This window comes from Enterobacter sp. NFIX58 (assembly GCF_900110475.1).
GTDB classification, from domain to species: domain Bacteria; phylum Pseudomonadota; class Gammaproteobacteria; order Enterobacterales; family Enterobacteriaceae; genus Enterobacter; species Enterobacter quasiroggenkampii.
The window spans coordinates 543,187-568,226 of record NZ_FODW01000001.1; the positions used below are offsets into that span (position 1 = coordinate 543,187).

The following is a 25,040-nucleotide window of genomic DNA, read 5'->3' on the forward strand; positions in this document are numbered from 1 at the left end:
AATGACAACATTGTCATTATCCCGTCACCCGTCAAACAGGAAGCGTTCAGTAGAGTAGCCCTAAAAATACTCTGGACTTCATTTGAACCGTTATGTTCCTGATAAAACGACTTAGCATCAGTACGGTATTTATCCTGGCAGGCTGCGTCTCGCTGGCCCCCGACTATCAGCGCCCGGCGTCACCGGTCCCCCAGCAGTTTTCGCTTTCACGCAACGGCCTGACGCCCGCGGTGGCGGGGTATCAGGACACCGGCTGGCGCACCTTTTTTGTCGATCCGCAGGTAGCCGGGTTGATTACGGAAGCCCTGAACAATAATCGCGATATAAAAATGGCCGTCCTGAAGGTTGAAGAGGCGCGGGCGCAGTTCAACGTGACGGAGGCGGGGCGTTATCCGCAGCTGAATGGATCCGCGGGTATCACGTACAGTGGAGGACTGAAAAGTGACAAACCGACTTCGCAGCAGTACGACGCGGGTCTTGCGCTCATTTACGAACTCGACTTTTTCGGCAGGCTGAAGAACATGAGTGAGGCTGACCGACAGAACTATTATGCCCAGGAAGAGGCCCGTCGCGCCGTGCATATCCTGCTCGTCTCTAACGTGTCGCAGAGCTATTTCAACCAGCAGCTGGCGTATAAACAGCTGCGTATCGCGCGGGAAACGCTGGAAAATTACCGGCAGTCTTATGCATTCGTTGAGCAACAGCTGGTGACGGGCAGTACGAACGTACTCGCGCTGGAGCAGGCCCGGGGACAGATCGAAAGCACGCAGGCAGAGATTGCCAAACGTGAGGGGGAGCTGGCGCAGGCCAATCATGCCCTGCAGCTGTTCCTCGGGACGTACCGTGCGCTGCCGGGCGACAGTGGAATGAACGCCAGCGATATTGCGCCGGTAAAACTCCCGCCTCATCTTTCCTCAGAGATACTGCTGCAGCGCCCGGATATTATGGAGGCGGAGTATCAGCTTAACGCGGCCGATGCGAATATCGGCGCCGCGCGTGCCGCCTTTTTCCCGTCGATTTCCCTGACCAGTGGGCTTTCCACAGGCAGCACGGAATTATCCAGCCTGTTCACCGCGGGCAGTGGAATGTGGAATTTTATCCCTAAAATCGAAATTCCCATTTTTAATGCGGGCAGGAATAAGGCCAACCTGAAACTGGCTGAAATTCGTCAGCAGCAGTCGGTCGTGAATTACGAACAAAAAATACAGGCCGCCTTCAAACAGGTCGCCGATGCGCTCGCGCTGCGGGACAGCATTAACCAGCAAATTGACGCTCAGCGTCGTTATCTTGATTCGCTCCAGATTACGCTCCAGCGTGCCAGAGGATTATATGCCAGTGGTGCGGTCAGTTATATCAACGTGCTGGACGCGGAACGTTCTCTTTTCTCCACCCGCCAGACCCTTCTCGACCTTATTTATGCCCGACAGGTTAATGAAATAACGCTCTTCACCGCCCTGGGCGGCGGTTGGGTCGAATAACTGTACTTAAAGAGGAAACTAAAATGCGTAATTCACTTAAAGCCGTGGTATTCGGTGCGATCGCCGTGACGTTTTCTGCCGGCCTTCAGGCTGAGGTTCATCAGCACGAGGCGATGAGCGCCGCCCGTGAAGGGGCCGCTGAGCAGGTTATTACCGGGACCGGTATCGTGAAAGACATTGATCTCACGAATAAAAAAGTCACGATTTCTCATGAGGCCATCCCGGCGATTGGCTGGCCCGCGATGACCATGCGTTTCACCTTTATTGAGGCCGATGAGAGCATCAACGCCTTAAAGGTCGGCAGTCACGTTGATTTTTCATTTGTTCAGCAGGGCAATATCTCATTACTAAAGAGCATTAAATAGCGAGAAACGGCATGGCCTCATTAAAAATAAAATACGCTGCCATGATAGTCAGCAGCCTTATTGCCGGAGGGCTGATATCCGTGACGGCGTGGCAGACACTTTATTCATCTGTAAAAACAGCAAATAGCGTTGCGGAGAGAAAGGTCCTTTTCTGGTATGACCCGATGAAGCCTGACGTGAAATTCGACAAGCCCGGTAAATCACCGTTTATGGATATGGATCTGGTCCCGAAATATGCGGACGAAAATGACGATAAAAGCGGTGGCGGTATCCGTATCGATCCGACGCAGGTCCAGAATTTAGGATTAAAAACGCAAAAAGTGACGCGCGGAACGCTGAATTATGCCCAGACGATCCCGGCCAACGTCAGCTATAACGACTATCAGTTTGTCATTGTGCAGGCGCGCGCGGAAGGGTTCGTTGAGAAAGTCTACCCGCTGACGATCGGCGATAAGGTGAAGAAAGGCACGCCGCTGATTGATATTACCATTCCGGACTGGGTCGAAGCGCAGAGCGAGTTCCTGCTGCTCTCCGGCACCGGTGGAACGCCCACGCAGATTAAAGGGGTTCTGGAACGGCTTAGGCTGGCGGGTATGCCGGATGAGGATATTCAGCGGCTGCGTGCGACCCGCACTATCCAGACCCGGTTTACCATCAGGGCGCCCATCGACGGGGTGATCACGGCATTTGACCTGCGCACCGGGATGAATATTTCGAAAGATAAGGTCGTGGCGCAAATTCAGGGAATGGATCCGGTCTGGATCGGCGCGGCGGTCCCAGAATCGATTGCGTATCTGCTGAAAGATACCTCGCAGTTTGCTGTTTCGGTACCGGCCTGGCCGGATAAATCCTTCCCGGTTGAAAAGTGGAGTCTTCTGCCAAGCGTGGATCAAACCACCCGTACGCTGCAGGTGCGCCTGCAGGTCTCCAACAAGGATGAGCTGCTGAAACCGGGCATGAATGCCTACCTGAAGCTGAATACCCAAAGTCAGGAAATGCTGCTGATTCCGTCTCAGGCCGTTATCGATACCGGCAAAGAGCAGCGCGTTATTACCGTTGACGCTAACGGGAATTTTGTACCGAAAAGGATCCACGTTCTGCATGAATCTCAGCAGCAGTCCGGCATTGGTAGCGGGCTGGAAGAGGGGGTGTCAGTCGTCGTCAGCGGTCTGTTCCTGATTGACTCGGAGGCCAATATTACCGGTGCGCTGGAGCGCATGCGCCACGCTGAAACCCCTGACGAAGCCCATTCTGGCCATTAAGGAGACGATGATGATTGAATTGATTATCCGGCGGTCAGTGGCTAATCGTTTCCTGGTTATGATGGGGGCGCTGTTCCTCAGCGTCTGGGGGACATGGACCATCATCAACACCCCGGTTGATGCCTTGCCCGATCTGTCTGACGTTCAGGTGATTATCAAAACCAGCTATCCCGGCCAGGCCCCACCGATTGTTGAAAACCAGGTGACCTATCCACTCACCACCACCATGCTGTCGGTTCCCGGCGCGAAGACCGTGCGCGGCTTTTCGCAGTTTGGTGATTCGTATGTTTATGTCATTTTTGAAGATGGCACCGATTTGTACTGGGCCCGTTCGCGCGTGCTGGAGTACCTGAACCAGGTTCAGGGCAAACTCCCTGCTGGCGTGAGTTCCGAGATCGGCCCGGATGCCACCGGCGTGGGCTGGATATTTGAATATGCGCTGGTGGATCGCAGCGGAAAACACGATCTCGCCGAGCTGCGCTCATTGCAGGACTGGTTCCTGAAGTTTGAGCTGAAAACGATCCCGAACGTGGCCGAAGTGGCCTCCGTTGGCGGCGTGGTGAAGCAGTATCAGATTCAGGTTGATCCGTTAAAGCTGGCACAGTATGGCGTCAGCCTGCCGGACGTTAAGCAGGCCCTTGAATCGTCTAATCAGGAAGCAGGGGGATCGTCCGTAGAAATCGCGGAAGCGGAGTATATGGTGCGGGCCAGCGGCTATCTGCAGACCATCGATGATTTCAATCACATCGTCCTGAAAACCGGCGAAAACGGCGTACCGATCTATCTGCGTGACGTTGCCCGCGTACAAACAGGGCCGGAAATGCGCCGCGGTATTGCCGAGCTGAACGGGCAGGGTGAAGTGGCGGGCGGTGTGGTGATCCTGCGTTCGGGTAAAAACGCGCGCGAGGTCATCACGGCGGTGAAAGATAAGCTGGAGACGCTGAAGGCCAGCCTGCCGGAAGGCGTTGAGATTGTGACCACCTACGATCGCAGCCAGCTCATCGACCGGGCCATTGATAACCTGAGCGGCAAGCTTCTCGAAGAGTTTATTGTGGTGGCCATCGTCTGCGCGCTGTTCCTCTGGCACATTCGCTCGGCGCTGGTGGCGATTATCTCTCTGCCGCTTGGCCTGTGTATTGCCTTTATCGTCATGCATTTCCAGGGGCTGAACGCCAATATTATGTCGCTCGGAGGTATTGCCATTGCCGTCGGCGCAATGGTGGATGCCGCCATCGTGATGATTGAAAATGCGCATAAACGGCTGGAAGAGTGGGATCACCAGCATCCGGGGGAACAGATTGACAACGCCACCCGCTGGAAGGTGATCACTAATGCCTCCGTTGAAGTGGGGCCAGCCCTGTTTATCAGCCTGCTGATCATCACCTTGTCGTTCATTCCCATCTTTACCCTCGAGGGACAGGAAGGGCGGCTGTTTGGTCCACTGGCCTTCACGAAAACGTACGCCATGGCGGGCGCGGCCGCGCTGGCCATCATCGTGATCCCCATTCTGATGGGATTCTGGATCCGGGGTAAAATTCCCGCCGAGACCCGTAACCCGCTGAACAGACTGTTGATTAACGCCTATCATCCGCTTCTGATTCGGGTGCTCCACTGGCCTAAAACAACCCTGCTGGTTGCGGCATTATCCATCTTCACGGTGATCTGGCCCCTGAGCCAGGTAGGTGGCGAGTTTTTACCGAAGATCAACGAAGGCGATCTGCTGTATATGCCCTCGACATTGCCAGGCGTGTCTCCGGCAGAAGCGGCGGCGCTCCTGCAAACCACGGACAAACTCATCAAAACCGTGCCTGAGGTAGCGTCGGTGTTCGGTAAAACCGGTAAAGCCGAAACGGCCACGGATTCCGCGCCGCTCGAAATGGTCGAAACTACCATTCAGCTTAAGCCTGAGGATCAGTGGCGACCCGGCATGACGATTGACAAGATCGTTGACGAGCTCGATAAGACCGTTCGTTTGCCTGGCCTGGCGAATCTCTGGGTTCCGCCCATCCGCAACCGCATCGATATGCTTTCAACCGGGATTAAAAGCCCCATTGGCATCAAGGTGTCAGGTACCGTTCTGGCTGATATCGACGCCACGGCGCAGCGCATAGAGGCAGTCGCCAAAACGGTGCCGGGCGTGGTGTCTGCCCTCGCTGAACGTCTGGAAGGCGGGCGCTACATTGATGTCGATATCAACCGGCAGAAAGCCTCCCGCTATGGAATGACGGTGGGCGACGTGCAGCTGTTCGTCTCCTCGGCCATCGGCGGCGCGACGGTGGGGGAAACGGTGGAAGGCGTGGCCCGCTACCCGATTAATATTCGTTATCCTCAGGACTACCGGAACAGCCCGAACGCGTTGAGGCAGATGCCGATCCTGACGCCGATGAAACAGCAGATCACGCTGGGTGATGTGGCGGATATCAACGTGGTTTCCGGCCCCACGATGCTAAAAACGGAGAATGCCCGACCTGCAAGCTGGATTTATATCGATGCCCGCGGCAGGGATATGGTGTCCGTAGTGAACGACATTAAAACGGCCATCAGTCAGAACGTAAAGCTGAGGCCGGGTACCAGCGTGTCATTTTCCGGACAGTTTGAACTGCTTGAGCACGCCAACAAGAAACTGAAGCTGATGGTGCCGATGACGGTGATGATCATTTTCATTTTGCTCTATCTGGCGTTCCGTCGCGTGGACGAAGCGTTGCTGATCCTGATGAGCCTGCCGTTCGCGCTGGTCGGTGGGATATGGTTCCTCTACTGGCAGGGTTTTCATATGTCAGTTGCAACCGGCACCGGGTTTATCGCCCTGGCCGGCGTGGCCGCAGAATTTGGGGTGGTCATGCTGATGTATTTGCGTCATGCCGTTGAAGCACATCCGGCGTTGTCCCGCCAGGAAACGTTCACTGAACGGGGGCTTGATGAGGCGCTTTATCATGGTGCCGTGTTGCGCGTGCGGCCAAAGGCAATGACCGTCGCGGTGATCATCGCGGGTCTGCTGCCCATTCTCTGGGGGACCGGCGCAGGGTCAGAAGTCATGAGCCGGATAGCGGCACCCATGATCGGCGGGATGATTACGGCACCGCTACTATCGCTGTTTATTATTCCTGCGGCGTATAAGTTAATTTGGTTGCGCAGACATAAAAAGCCATAAAAAAACCCGCCGGTAGCGGCGGGTTTTTACGTGATGAATGCTTAGCGCGCCTTGCTGATCAGTTTGCGCCAGGCTCTGTTATGTAGCGTAAATAGCAGCATCTTATAGAAAGCGGTAGAGAGGATACAGCTGCCGCTAAGCCCCAGCATGACAGTACTCACCATCGCAGCGGTCAGACTGACGCCCGGAGCAGCGCTACCGCTCAGCGCGGCCAGCAAATAGGCTGCCGTTAATACCAGACTCATCACCGCCAGCGTAAGATGTAACCGCACGGCGCGCATGCTGCCTTTGCCAATCATAAACATCGTCACGCCGTTGATGCCTGCGAACAGTAGGGCGATCAGCACAATCCACACGAATACGCGTTCGGCTGGCTGGCCGAGTGCGGCGAGTACGCCATAGCCCAACCATAGCTGAGGAATCGCGAAGCTGACAATTACCCCGAGAGTGCTGATTGCCGCCGGAATACCCATGGTGTGTAGACCCACAGGTTTGCCCATTTCTTCAGCCAACTGAGTCTTTAGCTGTTGCAGCTGTGTCGGGGAGGTATTGCTTATGCTGGTAGCCACCTCGTTACAGTGTTGCAGGCGACGGGATGCTCTTCTAATTATTTGAATAATCAAAGTTTTGCCTCTCTCACTCCTTGAGTCCTGGATCAGGGTAGGGATTAAGCCCCTGGAGTGACAGAAATGTCACTCGCCAGTCATGCGATAAACAGCGGCCGGTTTTTATAATTCATTATAAAGAAGGCCACCAACTGTTGAGCACTTTAACTTCGGAGATACAACCATGAAAAAGCTCCTTTTATCTGTTATTGCCATCCTGGCGGTTTCTGCATCCAGCTGGGCTGCAGAGACAAACAACAACGAACAGGTAATGTCTCATGACATGATGCAAAACAACACAGAAGCTGCACACCAGAGCATGGCTGACATGCATAAGGAGATGATCAAAAACGGTCCATGCAGTACTAACGAAACAGCGACGTCGTTTTCTGCGATGAATGAACACGAGAAAGCGGCGATTGCACACGAAACGGCGAATAACGGACAGTCTTCGGCTAGCCATCAGCAGCAGGCGCAACAACATCGTCGCCAGATGACAGAGAATTAATCGGCTGCGAAGCCTCTCAGTGATTATTGACGTTACTCATACGCTCCTTAAAAAAGGGGCGTTTGTTAGTGGGAAGGCCGGGTTATCACGTAGAGAATAGTTATTGGCATATCGTATTTAACTATTCTGGGTTTGAGGAATATACATAATTTACGACAGCACCAGAAACAGTATAACAAACTGTTTTAAATGCATATTAATCAAATGGCGATTCAAACTCACAGTTATGAACTCAGTTTTGGTTCATAACTGTGTTAAACGCTGTCCATAAATCACTCGATGTCACGCCTGTTGGTTCATGAACTGTTCGTTCTAATTTTGTGATGTGCGTCAGGTTTTAGTGTTCAGTAATGTTACCTTTTACTCGATGATCGATTGTTTAGCACCTCTCCGACAACCGGAGCAGCAGTAAATGCGTTTGGCCAGCCAGCGTAGAACGCGGCCTGGGTAACGATCTCACCAGCTTCCTCAACAGAAAGTCCATTATCCATTGCTCTATTGAGGTGATAGCCAATCTGCGCGCTCTGTCCGGATGCGATTAACGCGCTGACCGTAATCATACTTCTGTCGCGGGGTTTCAGCGCGGGTCTTTGCCAGAGATCCAGGAACAGTGGATCTGTAGTGAATTTAACCAGGCCCGGAGATATTGGGCCAACATTTTTTTCCACTGTCTCTGAACGCTGCTTTTCTGCTTCCTGATTGAGAGGAAGCAGGTCCGGAGAAGCTTCAGGAAGTACATCTGCCGTGACGCCACGAGTTTCAAATACTGCTTTGGTCACGCTGACGGCTGACATGGCATTTGACCAACCTGAGTAGAACGCCAGATGGGTAATGATTTCTGACAACTCCGCTGGCGTAACGCCATTATCAAGGGCAATGTCTATATAGTGCTTAAGGTCGCCAGGCTGGTTTCTGGCAATTAGCATGGCGACGGTCACCATACTACGATCCCTGGGCGAGAGGGCATCGCGTGTCCACAGATCTTCAGTAATCGCTTCTCGACCAAAGCGCGCAAGAGCCGGTGAGACGGAACGAATATCAGCTTCCGAAATTGTTGAAGGTTCAATTTTCATCATCGCTTTACCTTTTGTTTCCTCAGCAGTAGCAAAATCAGAAATAACAAGCGACATGGCCGCCGCTGCAATTACGCTTTTCATGTTAATCCTCACTGGTCAACGGTGCGGATCCTGTTTGATTCCGCTTTTGTTACGAAGAAATACCGGTTTTACCGGGATAGCGTCCTTACTGGCGCTCATATGCGCCGTTTGCCTGAGATAGTCACGGAAGTGTGGCGTTTGTCGGTGCAGTTGATACGCTTCCTCACTGGCGTAAATCTCATAGAAACACCAGCGGTTCGGAGTCTGTGAATCTGTAGCGGCATACATCGCTAATACGCCTTTCTCTACTTTGAGCGATTCCGCCATTTCGGGCAGGACGATGTTTTTAAACTCGGTCTGAAATTCAGGCTTTACCTCGACGATCACCAGATTATTAATGGTTCGCTCATCCGGTATGATGTGTTTGTCCCCCAGAAATTGGGGCTCCAGGGTGATTTTATTTTTCCGATCGATAATGTCAGGTGCCCGGGCAGCGAATGCCTTATATGGTTCGGCATTCAGATGTTTGCGGTAAGCACTTTCGTTTTCATAAAGTTCGACCATGAATGCCTGACGTGGATTGTCGCTGCGGTGCAGGGCGTACATCGCCAGCGTACCTGCTTCATGATCAACCGAAGCGGAAATCGTCTGTCTGGCTACGTCTGCAAAATCTTTGTCCCGATCGGGCCTGACGCCGAGCTCAAAGAGATTCATCACTCGCTTATCCGGCGCGTCCAGTTTTGTTGCAAAGACAGGGCTGCTTATGAGCATACAAATTAAAAGCATAAGGGGCTTTTTCACGATGATCCTTTTACTGAAATTACTGTTTGCTACCGCGTCCAGACCTGATTAACGTCTTTCGTTTGCGGCGTGTTTTGCGCCATGATCCCCGTCAGAACGTGCGGCTGGTAGGTTTCTTCCAGAAACCGGATTTCCTCCGGGCTCAGTAATTGAGCAGCTCGACAAGCCTTGAAGCGTGTTCCCGGGCAAGCGTTTTTTGCTGCGCGATTTTGTCGGCATCCCGGTCGGCATAGCTGATACCGCAGGTATAAACCGGCGCCAGCAGCTCAAGATTGCACAGTTTTGCCGTGGTCTCGAACGGAATAAGATACTCTTCAATGGCATGGTCAAAGAAACCGTCAGCGGTATAGAGCGCCTGTGGCGCCCCTGTAGTGAAGGAGAGGAGCAGCTTTTTACCGCCCAGTTTCGCCGTTGAGCCATGCGCGAAGCCGTGGACAAAGACCTCGTCCAGCCATTGTTTCATTAACCCGGGCAGCCCATACCAGGAAAAAGGAAACTGCCAGACAATCACATCGGCCCTGAGCAGGCTTTCCTGCTCCGCAGCGATATTGAATTTGCCGTCCGGATAGAGCCAATCCAGACGACGAATTTCAGCATCGGGAAGGGCGGTCGCCACTTCATCAAGGATCGTGGCATTGGCGACGGAATGGGTAAGCTCAGGATGGCCTGAAACAATAAGGATATTTTTCATTTCAATGAGTTAAATATATTTGATGAATGTTTAACCCAGTATAGAGTGACACCATTATTTTTTTTAGAGCAGTAAAGACTCATTCACTTTTAGACAAAAACTAATAATGGTCGACTGTTCTCATTGTACCGGTCATCACGAACCCGTGAACTACGCCGTGATGCCCAGTAAACGTTCTGCATTGCGAAATGCGATGGCCTCTTTTTCAGCCTTGTTGACGGGCAGACTGTCGATAAAGGTTTTTACACCGTCCAGGGTCTGATAGGGATAATCGACGGAGAACAGGATCCTTTCTGCCCCCATTAACGCGTAGATAAACTGGAAGTGCGGCAGCGACAGCATACCTGACGGGGTAACGTAAACGTGCTCCTGGAAGGTTCTCGTTAGCGTGCGTGACAGACCCGTTGCAGCCAGTGGAAGGCTGTCATCAAGACGCTGCAGCCAGAAGGGCAGCATCTCCCCCCAGTGGCCACTGATTACCTGCAAGTGGGGATATTTATCAAATACGCCCGATAACATCAGCCGTAACAAATGGATCCCGGCTTCGTGATGCCAGCCCCAGCCAAACATAGAGAGCCGGGCGTTGACCTCTGCGCTGAAGCCCGTGAAGTAGGCCTGTTGCACGCTGTTAAACGGTAATCCGGGATGAAGATAGAGTGGCACATTCAGTTTATTAAAGCGGGAAAGCAGGGAGTCATAGTCAGGATGATCGAGAAAGCATGAAGAGGGTCGGCCATTCAGAAGTGCCCCCTTAAACCCCAGTTCTTCAACTGCGCGGACAAGCTCTTTTTCAGCCTCTTCCGGCTGTGCCCAGGGAAGAGTGGCAAATGCCGCGAAGCGATCCGGATGATTTCTTACCGCCCCGGCAAGGCGGTCGTTTGCCGCCGTATTTAATGTTACCGCTTCATCCTTAGGTGCCAGCTGGGGGAATCCGCCCACAGAAAGGATCTGAAGGGTAATTCCAGCCTCATCCATATCCTTGAGGCGGCGGCTTCCCAAATCAGCGCCTTTCGCGTTTATCAGCGCATTCTTTTCTATCTGCGGCCGGCTTCGGTCAGGATTATGACCATCAGCGACGGTTTTCCCCCAGTCGCCAAGGAAAGGCGCCTGCTCAAGCGCAACAGGCATACACGCTCGGCCTAACTCGCTGTCGAGATAATGTTCTTCAAGGCAAATGATTTTCATATTCTCACCCTTCATACAAAGCAGTAAAAGTGATACAGATTAGAATCACCCGGAACAGCCCGTTCGTGTGTGTCATTCATGACAGTCTGTTCCGGACGGGCTTTACACCATCGGTTTTTCCCAGGCGCCTCGTGTATCCACTCTGGTCTCTGCGGCGAGTTGTTCCAGCAGGATGATTTCCTCATCGCGTAACTGGATGTCTGAAGCGCAGGCGGCGTCCAGAACGTGATGGACTTTAGTCGCACCAACGAGGGGAAGGGTACCTTTCGCAATAGCCCATGCGATGGCTATCTGTGCCACGCTGGCATTCCTTTCGGCTCCCATTTTTTTCATGGCGGCGGTTAATCTTTCAATCTGCGGCAGTACAGAGTTATAACTTTCGGCCCGGCCACTCCCGGCAGGCATGGGATGATTTGAATCATAACGACCACTGAGCGCGCCTTGCTCCAGGACCATGTAAGCAAAGAACGTGATGATATTTTGTCGGCAATAATCAAGGATTCCGGCCTCTTCAGAAGCGCGATAGAGCAGGCTGTAGTGATTTTGTACTGCACTGAGGGAATAACCGGAAGCGTTAAGGATTTCGTTGGCGCGTCTGATTTGTGCCAGATTGTGGTTGGAAACTCCTACGCGTTTTACCTTACCGCTTTGTAAAAGTGGGATTAGTCCTGGCGTCCATTTCTCAACGTCGAGGGGATTATGGATCCAGTAGATATCAATCGCGTCCACGCCCAGGCGTCCGAGGCTGGCCTCAAGCATATCGCTGACAGGCTGCGCTGACTGTTCGTTCGCAATCTGCGGCGTGAATTTGGTGGATAAAATCATATCCTCGCGGGGGAACTGACGGACTAATGCTCCCAGCGCTGCCTCGGAACTCCCCATGCCATATACTGCTGCGGTATCCCAGAGATTGAGGCCCTTACTCATGGCCGTGGTGAACACGTCTGCCATCTGAGTATCAGAAAGATGATTGCCGAAGACGGTGTCGCCACCGGCGAAACCTGTGCCCCAGGACCATGTGCCCAGCGCGACGGGAGGTAGTGTTTTCATATTCAGCTCCTGTAAAAAGGCCGGAACGTTGCTGACGTAAACCGGCCAAAGAGGGTGAGTAACGGTGAAAAAGAGATGAATGGATTAAGCTGACTGGCGGAGGGCATTTAACAGCGCCACACCGACACCGTGCGCTGAAGCGGGATTCTGCCCCGTGATAAGGCGACCGTCAGTAACCACATTTTCAGACCAGCTCGGGGCTTCATGATGAAGCGCGCCATGCTCGCGAAGTGCAGTCTCAAGCAGGAAGGGAACCACATCTGTAGTGTGAACTTCTTCCTCTTCCTTGTTGGTAAAGGCCGCCACGTTTTTGCCTTTCACCAGGTATTCGCCGCTACTGAGCTTTGCGTCAACCAGTGCCGCAGGTCCGTGGCAGACGGCTGAGACAATGCCATCACTTTCATATACTTCGCGGATAATACGCTGGGCATCCTGGCTGTCGCGGAAATCCCACATGGTTCCATGGCCGCCTGCAAAGAAAACGGCGCTGTAATCGGTACCGTTTAGCTCGGATAACGCTGGTGTTGTTGCCAGGCGCTGCTGAAAATCGGTTTCGTTCCAGTACCAGGCGTTGACAGGATCACTGAGGTCAAATCCATCCACCGGCGGCTGTCCCCCGCGAATGCTGGCGATCATCGTTTTTAGTCCGGCATCTTCCAGTACTTTCAGCGGATGGGTCAGCTCGGCCAGGAAAAAACCGGTTGGTACACCGGATGCGCCTTTAATCGGATGGCTGGAAACGACACACAGCACGGGTTTATCTGCAGGTTTCATATCGGGCCTCACTATTTATTTTTAAATTCAGCGGCAAAGAGATTTTCCCAGTTAATAAAGGAGCCAAGCGGAATGCACTCAAAGCTTAATAAGCCAGCTTTTGCCAGCGGGAATTCGGCCATTACGTTCATCGCTTCATCGACAGAGTCACATTCAAGAAAAATAGCGACGCCAGGTCTGTCCTGACGGAAGTAGATGTCGCGGATGAAGCCGGATTTATACAATCCCCAGGCGTGCAGCGCTTCAGCGTTAAGGTGTGGCGCATATTTTTCCAGCGATGCTCCAGGTGCGGGGATATCCAGACATAAAATTCGCATCATAGTCTCCTGAACTCAGGTCGTTGTAGAAAGAGATAAAAGTATAAGAGGCGAATTTCACGAAGATTAGAGGAGCATTGACTTAAGCATCTTTAGACTGTACTTAATAATCAGGCGGAGATTGCTTTAGGAAAACATTATGAATAACGCCCTGTATAACCAGATACGGATCTTTCAGAGCATTGCACGTGAGGGCAATATTTCGGCAGCCGCAAGAAAACTGGAAATTACGCCTCCCTCCGTCAGCAATGCGCTTAAGCTGCTGGAAGATCATATTGGCCATCCGCTTTTTGTGCGTACGACCCGCCGTATTGAGCTGACGGAAACTGGGCAGCTGTTGCTGGAACAGACCGCTGCGGCGGTGGAGTCGCTGGAACATTCGCTTGAAAGCATTCGCGACCAGAATCAGGAGCCCTCTGGTATCGTGCGAATCACGCTCTCGCGTTTTGCCTATCTGTTAATTCTTAAGCCTGCAATGGCGAAATTCTGTCAGCAATATCCGGGTATACAGCTTGAAATTTCGGTTTACGACGGTACCGTGAATGTTATCGAAGAGCGTTTTGATCTTGGGATCCGTTTTGGCGATATCCTCGAAAGTGGGGTGGTGGCGCGGCCGTTAATGAAACCCTTTCGTGAAGGGCTATATGCATCCTCAGCTTATATCAGCGAGCATGGAATGCCCGAGGAGCCGGCTGACCTCAGTCATCACAAGCTGATTGGCTACCGTTTTATCACTAACAACCGCATCCTTCCGTTGATTCTGAACGATCGCGGAGAGCAGTTGACGGTTGAGATGCCCGGGCAGTTAATCAGCAACGATATTGACGTTATGGCAGACGGGATCCGTAACGGCCTGGGAATTGGACGTTTGTTTGAACCCATCTGGCAGTTACAGCCGGACAGGGAGCGCTTTATACCCGTGATGGAGAGCTACTGGAAAACCTACCCGGCAGTGTATCTCTATTACCCCAAAAATGCGGGTAAAACGAAAAGAGTGAAGGCCCTGATTGATTTTCTGATATCCGCTACGGGACGATAAAGACGATAACGCCTCGTTCAGTATGGAGGCGCTATTTCACAACCCTAGCGGTCGGGCCTCCTGTATGAACTCAATCAGAAGGCGAAGCCCGGTCGGTAGTTGCCGGCGGCTTGAATAATAGATATGAAAACCTTCCTCCAGCGGGGACCACTCCGTAAGCACCAGGCGGAGCCGTCCATCCTTCACATAGGATGCAACAAGAGGCTCCGGAAAATACATCAGGCCGGCTCCGCCTAATACGGCCACAAGGCCCGTTTCAGCCTGATTGACCGTCACAGAGCCAGGCACACTGATTTGGTACGTTTCGCCGTCTCGCTCAAGTTCCCAGCGATAAATCCGATCGTCGCCGAGACGATTGCTTATACAGCGATGGTGTAATAAATCATCAGGATGTTCAGGCGTTCCGTAGCGTTCAAGGTAGTCGGGGGATGCTGCGATAACCCAGCGAATATCGGCAGATAAACGCCGGGCAACCATGTCTTCCGGGACGGTGCCACCATAGCGGATACCGGCATCGAAGCCCGCATCAGTGACGTCAACCATACGGTTGCTGGCCACAATATCGATTTCAATATCGGGATAGCGATCCATAAACGCGGGCATAACTGGCGCAAGCAAAAGATTGGCCGCTTCAACGGCAGCATTGATGCGGATACGTCCGGTAGGGGTATTACGATACCGGTTAAGCGATTCAAGCGCGCCTTCTATCTTGTCGAAAGGCTGAAGGACAGACTGAACCAGTTCTTCACCTGCAGCCGTAGGTGTAACGCTCTTGGTCGTGCGATTAAGGAGGCGAACCCCGAGCCGGGTTTCCAGTCCCTTCAGGGCATGACTAAGCGCTGATGCACTGACACCTAATTCAATCGCCGCACGGCTGAAACTGCGATGACGTGCAATAGCCATGAAATAAATGAGATCGGCGACATCCGCTCTGCTTATTTGCATACAGAATCGTTTTCCTTGTGCGTTAAGGCCCGAATGTATTGATACGGAAATGATATACACCATAGACCGATTAGCGCTAATCCGTTGCTGAATTTATTTCACAAGTCCATCCACTCATCGCCTCTCACTGAACACGTTGTGCTTCGTTATTCTTGAAAATTATGCGCTCTGGCCGTCGGTCAGGGCGGAACATTCACCTAACGGAGCCGTGTATGAACTATACGCATCTTGGCCGCACCGGCCTGAAAGTCAGCCGCCTTTGTCTCGGAACCATGAATTTTGGTGACGTCACCGACGAGAAAACCAGCGCCTGCATTCTGGATGAAGCGCTTGAGGCAGGTATAAATTTCATTGATACAGCAGACGTGTATGGCACTGAACAATCACCCGATATCCAGCAAGGCTCGGGGCTGTCCGAAGAGATTATTGGTCGCTGGCTCCAGCAGGGTGGCCGGCGAGACAGTATCGTTCTGGCGACGAAAGTCTATCAGCCAATGGGGCCAGGTCCGAATGATCGCCGTCTTTCTGCTTACCATATTCGCAAGGCCTGCGAGGACAGTTTGCGACGGCTTAAGACCGACCATATTGACGTCTATCAGATGCATCACATCGATCGCTATACGCCATGGGAAGAGATCTGGCAGGCCATGGAACTCCTTGTTCAGCAGGGAAAAGTGCTTTATATCGGTAGCAGCAATTTCGCGGGCTGGGACATTGCGACTGCGCAGTCAGTTGCTACGGCCCGTCATTCCCTTGGCCTGGTTGCTGAGCAAAGTCTCTACAATCTAACTGCCCGAACTGTTGAGCTGGAGGTCATTCCCGCATGCCGCCATTTTGGCATGGGATTGATCCCCTGGAGCCCACTTGCCGGAGGGTTGCTTGGCGGCACACTGAAAAAGATGGCAAGCGGGCGCCGTGCAAGGCCCGCGTTTGCCCGTCTAATTGAACAACACCGTCCTCAGCTGGAAGCCTACGAAGGATTATGTGAGGACCTCGGCGAAACCCCTTCCGATGTGGCGCTTGCGTGGCTCCTGCAGAATCCTGTCGTTACTGCTCCACTTATCGGGCCTCGTACGGTCGAACAACTCCATCAGGCGCTTCATGCAACGACAATCACACTATCAGACGACACCATGAGCTGTCTCGACGAAATCTGGCCCGGACCCGGGGGAGAAGCGCCCCAGGCTTATGCCTGGTAATTACCGTATGTAGGGTGGTCGCGCAGACCCGTTAACCGAGAGTCAGTTTGATAAAAGTTAAACTTTTACTGGGGGACCCGGCAACGCCGGGCCAGAGTAGGGCATTAACAGTCCTGTATTGCTGAAGGCTGCGTGAGTGAAGGTGGCGTATCCGGAAGTGGGGGAATGATCCCGTCGACGGGGTGCGGCAGATAGTGTGCCTCGAGTTCCATGATTTCGGCATCGCTAAGTGAAAAGTCCAGCGCGCTGATAGCCGTGGAAAGATGTTCTGGTTTCGTCGCGCCGATGATCGGTGCTGTGATGACCGTTTTTGATAGCAACCAGGCAATTGCAACATGGGCTCTTGGCACATCGTGCTTTTCAGCAATTCTGGCAACAACATCAACAACGGGCTTATCCAGCAGGGCTGCGTTCTCATACATTTTTAACGCAAAGGCATCGTTTTGCGTTCGTCGGGACGTGACACTCCAGTCGCGCGTGAGCCTGCCGCGTGCCATCGGACTCCAGGGGATCACACCAACGCCCTGGTCTTCACACAGGGGTAGCATCTCGCGCTCTTCTTCCCGGTAAAGCAGGTTGTATTGCGGTTGCATCGTAATAAATCGGGACCAGCCGTTACGCTCTGCAGTATGCTGCATTTTTGCAAAGCGCCAGGCTTCCATAGATGATGCGCCGATGTAACGTACTTTTCCTGATTTAACGAGGTCATGCAGAGCCTCCATGGTCTCTTCAACAGGCGTGGAGTGGTCAAAGCGGTGAATTTGAAAGAGATCCACATAATCCATACCTAAGCGCATCAGGCTATCGTCAATAGACTGAAAAATGGCCTTGCGGGAAAGAAACCCGGTATTGGGTGAGTTGCGCCATGGAAAGAAGGTCTTTGTCGCCACAACGATCTCGTCGCGTCTGGCCATTTCTCTCAGCGCTTTTCCTGTGATCTCTTCAGAACTTCCGCCCGAGTAGATATTTGCGGTATCAAAAAAATTAATGCCAGCTTCAAGCGCCTGACGAATGAGCGGACGTGACGCTTTTTCATCCAGGGACCAGGGTTGAGGCAAACGTTCGGGGTCACCATAGCTCATACAACCGAGACAAAGACGGGAGACTTTCAAACCGCTACGACCCAGATTCACATACTTCATTCGTTGTTCCTTCTTTTATTACCAGCAATTCTGTATGCGACAGGTTATTGCACTGGTATGAAGGGGACCAGCATGTGCTATCGAATGGTGCTGTGAGTTTTTCTCACAAATGGTTTGTTATCGACGGTGGATTTTATCGAGAAGGGAGGACACCAATGTCCTGATTTCTGTTGCTGCATGAGAGCACAATGGAGAATAGACCTATAAATGCAATTTAACATAATATACATTATGCGCACCAATGTATGATTCCTCAAAATCTGGATGTATTCGGTCGTAATTGTCCTGGACCATTCCGAGCTCGTGCAGTCGCCTTTTCACGCGTTCATGCTGACATGATACCCACACAACCCAACATCTGCGTTTACACATGGTTGAAAGACGTTTGATATACTTCAGCCTTTGACCACTGCTGCCGTAAACTTATGGAAATTGAATTAGATAAAAGTGTCAGAGAAAGGATTTTCCACGCGGTCATTTTTGAAGTGACGGCTAACGTTATCATCGCGCTGTCGCTTGCCTGGCTGATGAACGTGTCGGTACTCCAGTCAGGCTCGCTGTCCGTGATATCCGCGCTAACCGCCACGGCCTGGAATTTTGTGTTTAACAAACTCTTTGACTCTCTTCAGAAAAAATACCGATTTGAAAGAACATTTCTGGTCCGCGCGCTCCATGCGGCCTGTTTTGAAGTTGGCCTTATCATCACGTTAATTCCTGTGGCAATGGTGATGCTGAATTTAACGGTGACGGAGGCTTTTTTTGTTGAGATCGGTCTTGTACTGTTTTTCCTGCCGTACACGATGCTGTTTAACTGGCTCTACGACTACCTGCGCTGGACATTTGTTGGACGGAAACGGTCGACTCAGTAGCGAGACATCTGTCACATAGGCACGCCCTTGATCATATTCGACTCCTCTCACCTTCTATACTCTTCATTTCCCTATCTCTTTTGAGGAGTCGATAATGTTTGACCATGTTAAATTCGGCGTCAGTGATTATGAAAAAAGTAAAACCTTCTTCCTTGAGGCGCTTCGCCCGCTTGGTGTGGAACTCATTGATGAAGGCGCGCCAGATTACGGTGTTGAAATGAGCGCTGGCGACGTTTCACTTTGCCTTTTCCAGACAAATGATAAACCTGCGCCTCTGCATCTGGCGTTTGTGGCTACTACACGTCAGCAGGTTGATGATTTTTACCACGCCGCGCTGCGCGTTGGCGGACGTGATAACGGCGGGCCGGGATTACGACCGTACGGTGAAAATTATTATGCCGCTTTTGTCATCTCACCTGATGGTCATAACATCGAGGCCGTGTGCCATGCACCGGAGAACCGGTAGCACAACGCCTTTGTCAAAATGCTCATGCGACTTTGTGCACGATATTGCACGAAGTATTGTGTTTCAGGCCGGTAATGGCGTAAGGTATCCTCTGTAAATGTGCAGTTTCATGCAATAACGCTGACAGAGGTATTAATGACACAACAGTTGATTTTAATTGCCGGTCCCTATCGCAGCGGAACCGATGGTGTTCAGGCGCGAATTGATGAGAATCTGGCGCGTCTCGAAAACGCAGCATTAGCCGTTTACCAGCGTGGCCACATCCCGGTCATTGGTGAATGGCTTGCTTTGCCGCTGGCAAAAGCCGCAGGCTCAAAAACGGTGGGTGATGAAATCAGCGAAGCGATGCTGTACCCCGTTGCTCACCGGCTCATCGCAAAATGCGATGCGATTTATCGTATTGTCGGTGCGTCTAAAGGTGCCGATATGGACATTGAGGTAGCCAGGAAATATGGTCTCAGCGTGTATACCGCGCTTGAGAACATTCCAGAAGCGTAAGCCTGGACGCCAGCCAGCCTGACGTTAAAGGCTGGCTGTCAGAGGCGGTCACGATCTGAGGCCAGCACGACGGATACCCCCTTTTCCGATACCGCGCGGATCCACGCCTTATCCGTACCGTCTTCAACGACGATGGTATTCACTGAAGATACATCGCCAATCACAAACGACGACGCGGTGTTGATCTTTTCCGGAGACGCCAGAACTACCGTTTCCGCGGCTCTGCCGGAAAATGCACGTTTGATGCATGCCTCTTCGAAATCACCGGTTGTCAGCCCCGCATCGGGATGAATACCGGTCACTCCCATAAAGAACAGGTCTGCATGTATATTCTCTATGCCTTCGATGGCCGCAGCACCGACCGCAACAATCGAGTGTTTATACAAGCGTCCGCCGATTAAAATCACCTCAATGGAAGGATGATCAACGAGCCCCAGAGCAATACTTGGGCTGTGCGTCACCACGGTGATGCGTAAGTCAGGAGGAAAAAATGTAATCAGCTCCGAGGTAGTCGTGCCACCGTCGACAATCACCACCTGGCCTGATGAAATCAGCTGTGCTCCTTTCCGGGCCACCCTTTTTTTCGCATCCATCTTCACGGATTGCCGTTCTGCAAACGGAGCTATAGCGGAAGATGATGGCAGCGCGCCGCCATGAACACGCTGCAAACGCCCTTCTGCCGCCAGCTCGCGCAGATCGCGCCGGATGGTGTCTTCAGAGACGTCAAAGAGAATGCTGAGCGCTTTTGACTGGACCTGGCCTTCGGCATCCAGCTTTTCAAGGATCAATTGTTTTCGCTGACTGGTGAGCATCATGAATTCCTGATGTTGCATGTTTAATCTTGAACATGCATGATATTGCTGTTTATGATCATTACTCTACGTAAGGAGGAACAATCGTGCAATCAAAACGTGCAGATGTGCGCATCATCGACAGTGAAACCCTCTCAGACAACTGGTACATCCTTAAAAAATATACCTTTGACCTGCAGCGACGTGATGGCGAATGGCAACGGCAGCATCGGGAAGTCTATGACCGTGGCAACGGCGCGACGATTCTTCTCTATAACCGTGAGAAAAAAACGGTGATCCTGACGCGTCAGTTCCGCTTCCCTGTCTTTATCAACGGCCACCAGGACGATTTAATTGAAGCTGCCGCGGGATTGCTGGACAACATGGATCCCGAAAGCCGCATAAAAGCAGAAGCGGAAGAAGAGACCGGCTTTCACGTTTCGCGCGTGCAGAAAATCTTTGAAGCCTATATGAGCCCAGGCTCCGTCACGGAAAAACTCTATTTTTATCTTGCCGAGTACCAGCCAGATGACAGAACCGGCGCAGGCGGTGGGATCAAGGCTGAGGGGGAAGATATCGATGTGCTGGAAATGACGCTTGAAGAGGCTTTACGCAGCATTGAAACGGGCAAGATTGTCGACGGTAAAACCATCATGCTGCTTTATCATGTTGCCCTGAAAGGTATTCTGTAACCTACTGGTTTACATCCTGATTTGAAGGCGTACGAAATCGGGACGCTTGTGCACTACCCGGATGAAAAGCGTAAAACCTCCTAAATTTTGCAGCCTACTATATTTAGTGAACGCTTTCGAAATTCGATAAAATCATCAACTATTCCCTGAGTCACCTGCATTTATCATTCAAAAATGCCAAACGTTCACGAGGCTGCCTGCTGAGGTAGCCTGTCTTATCGGTTGTCTGGATTAAAATGCGACTCGCTACAGATAACGAAGCATATTATACTTGGTCCTCCACTCGAACAGGAGGCAGCAACTCACGTGAAGGATACATATTACAACGACATAACGATCAACACGCAAATTCAGAGTGAGCTGGACGCGTTTTTTGAGGATTTCAAAGGGATCGTCTTCGCCTACGCTATTATGAACAAGAAAGATCCTTCACAGATGAGGATACTCAATAATAGCCCCGAGTGGTTTAATATCTATCTTGAAAGAAAATATCAGTTCATTGACCCTGTCATTATACGGGCTTTGCGCTGTGTTGAAGATTTTTTCTGGGAAAGTGATGTCGTCCTGTCGGATGGTTACAACCTGACACGCATTTTCGACGAAAGTGTCCAGTATGATATTTACCAGGGACAGACGTTTCCTCTGCATGACTATCTGAATAATCTTGTGGTCTTATCCGTCATCAGTCCTAAGCATTCTGGCATTGACATAGAGAAATATCGACCGCAATTTCTACGCTTCCTTGTTCAGTTACATCAGAAGACACTCAATCTTTATAGTCAGCATCAGCAGAAGAAGAATGTTTTCTTATCGCCACGCGAGCGCCAAATCCTTAAATGGGTCAGCGCCGGGAAAACGTACGCAGAAATTGCGGTTATTTTGTCTATTGCTGAGCGCACCGTTAAATTTCACATGGGCAATATAATGAAAAAACTCGGTGTAAATAATGCCAGACACGCAATAAAACTTGGAACGGAACTCCGGTTACTGGAGGACTGAGCCTCAGCCACTGGTTATAAATGGCGTAAATGCTCGAGCATTTCGCGAAGCCAGTGACTGGATTTATCTTTGCTAATAATGTCTTCAATAATGCTGGGGCTGGCAGGCATATAAATATAATAAATAACCTCCCCTTTTTCAGAGACACCGCGCTGAATTACTTCAACTTTCCAGTTTGCATGGCGAAATATGGCATACATACCACGACTGGCTACTGCGTACATCCCGTGATATTTTTTCTTTAGGCAATAAATATTCATTGCAAGAAACAATGCTTTACTGGCGGGCACGCCCTGCAGACTTGCAGAGTCTCGTGTTTCTTTATCTAAAAATAAGCGACTCACTTCACAACAGGGAACATCTGCTGGAAAAACAATGGGATTATCGAAATAGTTGTGAAAGATCTCGCTTATCATTGTCGGCTGCGTTGCGTTAATAAATCGCGCGCCGCATAACAGCTGTCCATCATACATTCCCAGCAAGTATGTCGTGTTATGGGAATCAAACTGATCCTTTTCCATACCTCCGATGCATTCCACTTTCCAGTCGAGTCGGTCCCGAAAAGTTTTTCTTCTGAGTCGGTAGAGTTCGTGTGCTAATGCTGGTGGTAAATCATCGTAGTCGTGTAAAAAAAATTCAATGACAGAATTCATGCTCTTGTTCCTGATAATAACACCTGAAACTATTATCACCTGTCTTTAAGGACAGCTTTCATTGTGCCGCATATTCCCTATACTTAAAAAGTACCTGACCACGAAGTTCTCGCAAAACTAAGCGGTCAGGAGGTCAAAGACCTACGAAACACCAGGGATATACCCATCGATGATTATCTAATATTTAAAGTTTCGGGTACAGAGCATAAGAAGCACTTTGCCGATAAAATATTAAAAAACAATAATCACAAAATAATTACAATAAAAACATTGCCCCTTAATCTTTTAAGGGGTAATATTTCTGTTTGCTTATTTTTTCTACCTTCCCTTCGTTTTACTGACTCTGCTGATTTCATCTGTCCAAAACCCTCGTCGGTACCGCTTTACAGACATCTGCCTGTGCTATTCTTGCTGAATCATGTAAGACGGAGAATTGATGATGGCCGACTGGAACCCTTCTCTTTACCTGCAATTTGGCGCAGAAAGAACGCGTCCAGCCGCCGAATTGCTCGCCAGAATTCCTCTGAATGAGGCTACGACTATCGCCGATCTGGGCTGCGGTCCGGGCAACAGCACGGCGCTGTTGAAGCATCGCTGGCCTTCTGCGCACATCACCGGGGTCGATAACTCCCCTGCTATGCTCGAGGAAGCACGCGCCGCCTTACCTGACTGCCACTTTGTTGAGGCCGATATCCGGCAGTACAAGCCTGGTCAGCCGCTGAGCCTAATTTATGCCAACGCGTCGCTGCAATGGGTTCCGGACCATTATGATCTCCTGCCGCATCTTGTCTCCCTGCTTAAGTTAAATGGCGTGCTGGCGATCCAGATGCCCGACAACTGGCTGGAACCTACTCATGTGGCGATGCGTGAAGTGGCGCTGGAGCAAGAGTACCCAGACCGGGGCCGCGAACCTCTGCCGGGCGTACATGCTTATTACGATATTCTGTCGGAGGCTGGCTGTGACGTGGATATCTGGCGGACAACCTATTATCACAAAATGAGCTCTCATCAGGCCATTATTGACTGGGTAAGCGCCACCGGCCTGCGGCCCTGGCTCCAGGAACTGAATGAGAGCGAACAGAAACGTTTCCTGAAACGCTACCATGAACTGCTGGAAGAGCAGTATCCGCTCCAGGAAAACGGGCAGATACTGCTGGCTTTTCCTCGGTTGTTTATCGTGGCTCAACGCCAGCCCTGATCCGATTACAGGCGGGCTTCTTTGAGCAACTGCTGGATAACCTTTTCCTGCTGCGCATAATCCCCCTCGCCAAAGGCGGTATAGCGCAGCTGCCCTTTAGCATCAAAGTAGTAATGCGCTGGCCAGTACTGGTTGCCGAACGCATTCCAGATTTGATAGTTGTTATCCGTCACGACCCGATACGGCAGTTGCCACTTTTTCACCGCATTTTTAACCGACGAAAGCGGTTTTTCCCAGGGGTATTCCGGGGTGTGAACCCCAATCACCACCAGACCCTGCGATTGATACTTTGTAGCCCACTCCCGCACATATGGGAGCGTATGCTGACAATTAATGCAGTCCCAGGTCCAGAAATCAATCAGAACAACCTTCCCTCGCAATGATTCAGACGTGACAGGGTCACCGTTAATCCATCCTGTTCCACCACTTAGCGAAGGCAGCTGGCTACTGGGCTCAGCGATTGCCACCGGCTGGAGCTTCACCGTCGCGGTTGTGGGTTTTGCCAGGCTTAAGAGCGCGGTCTCAAGACGGTCTGCGACGCCGTTAGCGCCTTTCAGCAACGAGGTCATCCCCGTCGCATTCATGACGACTGCCGCTAACATCGCCACCCCCGCCCCCTGACGCAGCTTCGCCATGAGTGCCGATTTTGCTCTCAGCGGGGTCATTAGCGTGCGGCCTCCAGTGACGAGTAATCCCAGCATCAGCGCGCATCCGCTGCCATAGGCAGCCAGCAGTGCGCCGGTGGTAATGGCGGAATCCCCCGCAATGTTAATGCTGAAGATCGCTCCCAGGATGGGGCCCGCGCAGGGAGACCAGAGCAGTCCTACCGCAAGCCCGGCCAGAAATGCCGATGCCATTCCGCGCGTTTGCCCGCTTCGGGTGTTGAGGACATTTCCCGCGCTGACGGCCGGACCGGCAATACGCTGGGCGAAAGACGGGAAAATTAAGGCCAGCGCGGCGGTGGCCAGAATGACGAGCGCGATCCAGCGCCCGACAATGGTCGCCTCTGTTATCCACTCGCTGGCGACGGTGACGACCATCGCCACCAGGGTGAACATCACGACCATCCCTGCGAGCAGGGCCAAAATATGTCGTCGTTGCCCCTGAAAACCGGCAAACAGGAGTGGAATAACCGGGAGCGTACATGGGCTGAGCAGGCTTATCATCCCGCCCAGAAAAGCGATTAACAGAAACATAATGACCTCACATTACACGTCCTGCGACACTGCAGTGAGGCTATTTCATCGTCCTGATGTGTTCAGGAT

26 protein-coding genes and 1 pseudogene are annotated in these 25,040 nt (G+C 51.7%); 13 read left to right on the forward strand and 14 right to left on the reverse strand.

Features of this window, described 5'->3' with window-relative positions:
* The first annotated feature begins 92 nt into the window (after window positions 1-92).
* From BMW97_RS02635 to silA, 4 genes are read left to right on the forward strand one after another with little or no spacing between them, the layout of a single operon-like run.
* Entirely contained in the window at window positions 93-1,478 is a 1,386-nt protein-coding gene (locus BMW97_RS02635) for an efflux transporter outer membrane subunit (protein WP_045910574.1), read from the forward strand.
* A 23-nt stretch (window positions 1,479-1,501) separates the two neighbouring features.
* Window positions 1,502-1,843: a cation efflux system protein CusF gene (cusF, locus tag BMW97_RS02640; protein ID WP_045910573.1), complete on the forward strand. Its 342-nt coding sequence runs from the start codon at window positions 1,502-1,504 to the stop codon at window positions 1,841-1,843.
* Between the two features lie 11 nt (window positions 1,844-1,854).
* On the forward strand, window positions 1,855-3,105 hold the full coding sequence (locus tag BMW97_RS02645; RefSeq protein WP_045910572.1) for an efflux RND transporter periplasmic adaptor subunit: 1,251 nt from the start codon (window positions 1,855-1,857) through the stop codon (window positions 3,103-3,105).
* Window positions 3,106-3,115: 10 nt separating this feature from the next.
* On the forward strand, window positions 3,116-6,256 hold the full coding sequence (gene silA, locus BMW97_RS02650) for a Cu(+)/Ag(+) efflux RND transporter permease subunit SilA (protein WP_045910571.1): 3,141 nt from the start codon (window positions 3,116-3,118) through the stop codon (window positions 6,254-6,256).
* A 41-nt stretch (window positions 6,257-6,297) separates the two neighbouring features.
* Here silA and BMW97_RS02655 read toward each other — a convergent pair whose 3' ends face one another.
* On the reverse strand, window positions 6,298-6,867 hold the full coding sequence (locus tag BMW97_RS02655; protein ID WP_045910630.1) for a hypothetical protein: 570 nt from the start codon (window positions 6,865-6,867) through the stop codon (window positions 6,298-6,300).
* A 178-nt stretch (window positions 6,868-7,045) separates the two neighbouring features.
* On the opposite strand from BMW97_RS02655, the gene BMW97_RS02660 reads away from it, so the two are divergent.
* Window positions 7,046-7,369 (forward strand): hypothetical protein, encoded by a 324-nt coding sequence (locus tag BMW97_RS02660; protein ID WP_045910570.1) that lies wholly within the window; start codon window positions 7,046-7,048, stop codon window positions 7,367-7,369.
* A gap of 353 nt (window positions 7,370-7,722) precedes the next feature.
* Here the strand turns inward: BMW97_RS02660 and BMW97_RS02665 are convergent, their stop codons facing one another.
* The 8 genes and pseudogenes from BMW97_RS02665 to BMW97_RS02695 all read right to left on the reverse strand — a co-directional run bounded on the left by BMW97_RS02665 (window position 7,723) and on the right by BMW97_RS02695 (window position 13,284).
* Window positions 7,723-8,526, reverse strand: coding sequence for a carboxymuconolactone decarboxylase family protein (locus BMW97_RS02665; RefSeq protein WP_045910569.1), 804 nt, complete (start codon window positions 8,524-8,526; stop codon window positions 7,723-7,725).
* A gap of 15 nt (window positions 8,527-8,541) precedes the next feature.
* Window positions 8,542-9,237, reverse strand: a complete 696-nt coding sequence (locus tag BMW97_RS02670; RefSeq protein WP_045910568.1) for a putative quinol monooxygenase — start codon at window positions 9,235-9,237, stop codon at window positions 8,542-8,544.
* Between the two features lie 59 nt (window positions 9,238-9,296).
* Window positions 9,297-9,413 (reverse strand): annotated as a pseudogene (locus BMW97_RS23770) (aldo/keto reductase); the annotation flags it as partial.
* Window positions 9,410-9,958, reverse strand: coding sequence for an NAD(P)H-dependent oxidoreductase (locus tag BMW97_RS02675; RefSeq protein WP_045910567.1), 549 nt, complete (start codon window positions 9,956-9,958; stop codon window positions 9,410-9,412). The pseudogene BMW97_RS23770 and the gene BMW97_RS02675, both read right to left, overlap by 4 nt.
* Window positions 9,959-10,108: 150 nt before the next feature.
* Entirely contained in the window at window positions 10,109-11,143 is a 1,035-nt protein-coding gene (locus BMW97_RS02680; RefSeq protein ID WP_045910566.1) for an amidohydrolase family protein, read from the reverse strand.
* Between the two features lie 102 nt (window positions 11,144-11,245).
* The gene (locus BMW97_RS02685; protein ID WP_045910565.1) at window positions 11,246-12,193 is read right to left on the reverse strand and encodes an aldo/keto reductase; all 948 of its coding nucleotides are present in this window, start codon (window positions 12,191-12,193) and stop codon (window positions 11,246-11,248) included.
* Between the two features lie 84 nt (window positions 12,194-12,277).
* A complete protein-coding gene (locus BMW97_RS02690; RefSeq protein WP_045910564.1) occupies window positions 12,278-12,967 on the reverse strand; it encodes a type 1 glutamine amidotransferase domain-containing protein in 690 nt (229 codons plus the stop codon).
* 11 nt (window positions 12,968-12,978) lie between these two features.
* The gene (locus tag BMW97_RS02695) at window positions 12,979-13,284 is read right to left on the reverse strand and encodes a hypothetical protein (RefSeq protein ID WP_045910563.1); all 306 of its coding nucleotides are present in this window, start codon (window positions 13,282-13,284) and stop codon (window positions 12,979-12,981) included.
* A 139-nt stretch (window positions 13,285-13,423) separates the two neighbouring features.
* Here BMW97_RS02695 and BMW97_RS02700 point away from each other — a divergent pair, with 139 nt between their 5' ends.
* Window positions 13,424-14,323, forward strand: a complete 900-nt coding sequence (locus tag BMW97_RS02700) for a LysR family transcriptional regulator (protein ID WP_045910562.1) — start codon at window positions 13,424-13,426, stop codon at window positions 14,321-14,323.
* A 36-nt stretch (window positions 14,324-14,359) separates the two neighbouring features.
* On the opposite strand, the gene BMW97_RS02705 is transcribed toward BMW97_RS02700, so the two are convergent.
* The gene (locus BMW97_RS02705) at window positions 14,360-15,268 is read right to left on the reverse strand and encodes a LysR family transcriptional regulator (protein ID WP_045910561.1); all 909 of its coding nucleotides are present in this window, start codon (window positions 15,266-15,268) and stop codon (window positions 14,360-14,362) included.
* 212 nt (window positions 15,269-15,480) lie between these two features.
* Here BMW97_RS02705 and BMW97_RS02710 point away from each other — a divergent pair, with 212 nt between their 5' ends.
* Complete coding sequence (locus BMW97_RS02710) at window positions 15,481-16,467, forward strand: aldo/keto reductase (protein WP_045910560.1); 987 nt, start codon at window positions 15,481-15,483, stop codon at window positions 16,465-16,467.
* A 104-nt stretch (window positions 16,468-16,571) separates the two neighbouring features.
* Here the strand turns inward: BMW97_RS02710 and BMW97_RS02715 are convergent, their stop codons facing one another.
* Window positions 16,572-17,609, reverse strand: a complete 1,038-nt coding sequence (locus tag BMW97_RS02715; protein ID WP_045910559.1) for an aldo/keto reductase — start codon at window positions 17,607-17,609, stop codon at window positions 16,572-16,574.
* A gap of 425 nt (window positions 17,610-18,034) precedes the next feature.
* Between BMW97_RS02715 and BMW97_RS02720 the strand changes: the two genes are divergently transcribed.
* The 3 genes from BMW97_RS02720 to BMW97_RS02730 all read left to right on the forward strand — a co-directional run bounded on the left by BMW97_RS02720 (window position 18,035) and on the right by BMW97_RS02730 (window position 19,442).
* The gene (locus BMW97_RS02720) at window positions 18,035-18,478 is read left to right on the forward strand and encodes a PACE efflux transporter (RefSeq protein WP_045910558.1); all 444 of its coding nucleotides are present in this window, start codon (window positions 18,035-18,037) and stop codon (window positions 18,476-18,478) included.
* Window positions 18,479-18,572: 94 nt separating this feature from the next.
* Window positions 18,573-18,944, forward strand: a complete 372-nt coding sequence (locus BMW97_RS02725; protein ID WP_045910557.1) for a VOC family protein — start codon at window positions 18,573-18,575, stop codon at window positions 18,942-18,944.
* A gap of 135 nt (window positions 18,945-19,079) precedes the next feature.
* A complete protein-coding gene (locus tag BMW97_RS02730) occupies window positions 19,080-19,442 on the forward strand; it encodes a TIR domain-containing protein (RefSeq protein ID WP_045910556.1) in 363 nt (120 codons plus the stop codon).
* Between the two features lie 38 nt (window positions 19,443-19,480).
* On the opposite strand, the gene BMW97_RS02735 is transcribed toward BMW97_RS02730, so the two are convergent.
* Window positions 19,481-20,254 (reverse strand): DeoR/GlpR family DNA-binding transcription regulator, encoded by a 774-nt coding sequence (locus BMW97_RS02735; RefSeq protein WP_045910555.1) that lies wholly within the window; start codon window positions 20,252-20,254, stop codon window positions 19,481-19,483.
* An 86-nt stretch (window positions 20,255-20,340) separates the two neighbouring features.
* Here BMW97_RS02735 and BMW97_RS02740 point away from each other — a divergent pair, with 86 nt between their 5' ends.
* Window positions 20,341-20,925 carry an NUDIX hydrolase gene (locus BMW97_RS02740; RefSeq protein ID WP_045910554.1) on the forward strand — a complete coding sequence of 195 codons (585 nt, stop codon included), beginning with the start codon at window positions 20,341-20,343 and terminating at the stop codon, window positions 20,923-20,925.
* A gap of 306 nt (window positions 20,926-21,231) precedes the next feature.
* Window positions 21,232-21,924, forward strand: coding sequence for a helix-turn-helix transcriptional regulator (locus BMW97_RS02745; RefSeq protein WP_045910553.1), 693 nt, complete (start codon window positions 21,232-21,234; stop codon window positions 21,922-21,924).
* Between the two features lie 14 nt (window positions 21,925-21,938).
* On the opposite strand, the gene BMW97_RS02750 is transcribed toward BMW97_RS02745, so the two are convergent.
* Window positions 21,939-22,577 (reverse strand): acyl-homoserine-lactone synthase, encoded by a 639-nt coding sequence (locus BMW97_RS02750; RefSeq protein WP_045910552.1) that lies wholly within the window; start codon window positions 22,575-22,577, stop codon window positions 21,939-21,941.
* 439 nt (window positions 22,578-23,016) lie between these two features.
* On the opposite strand from BMW97_RS02750, the gene tam reads away from it, so the two are divergent.
* Window positions 23,017-23,775, forward strand: a complete 759-nt coding sequence (gene tam, locus BMW97_RS02755) for a trans-aconitate 2-methyltransferase (protein ID WP_045910629.1) — start codon at window positions 23,017-23,019, stop codon at window positions 23,773-23,775.
* Between the two features lie 5 nt (window positions 23,776-23,780).
* Here the strand turns inward: tam and BMW97_RS02760 are convergent, their stop codons facing one another.
* Window positions 23,781-24,971 (reverse strand): cytochrome c biogenesis protein/redoxin, encoded by a 1,191-nt coding sequence (locus BMW97_RS02760; protein ID WP_045910551.1) that lies wholly within the window; start codon window positions 24,969-24,971, stop codon window positions 23,781-23,783.
* Window positions 24,972-25,040 lie beyond the last annotated feature (69 nt).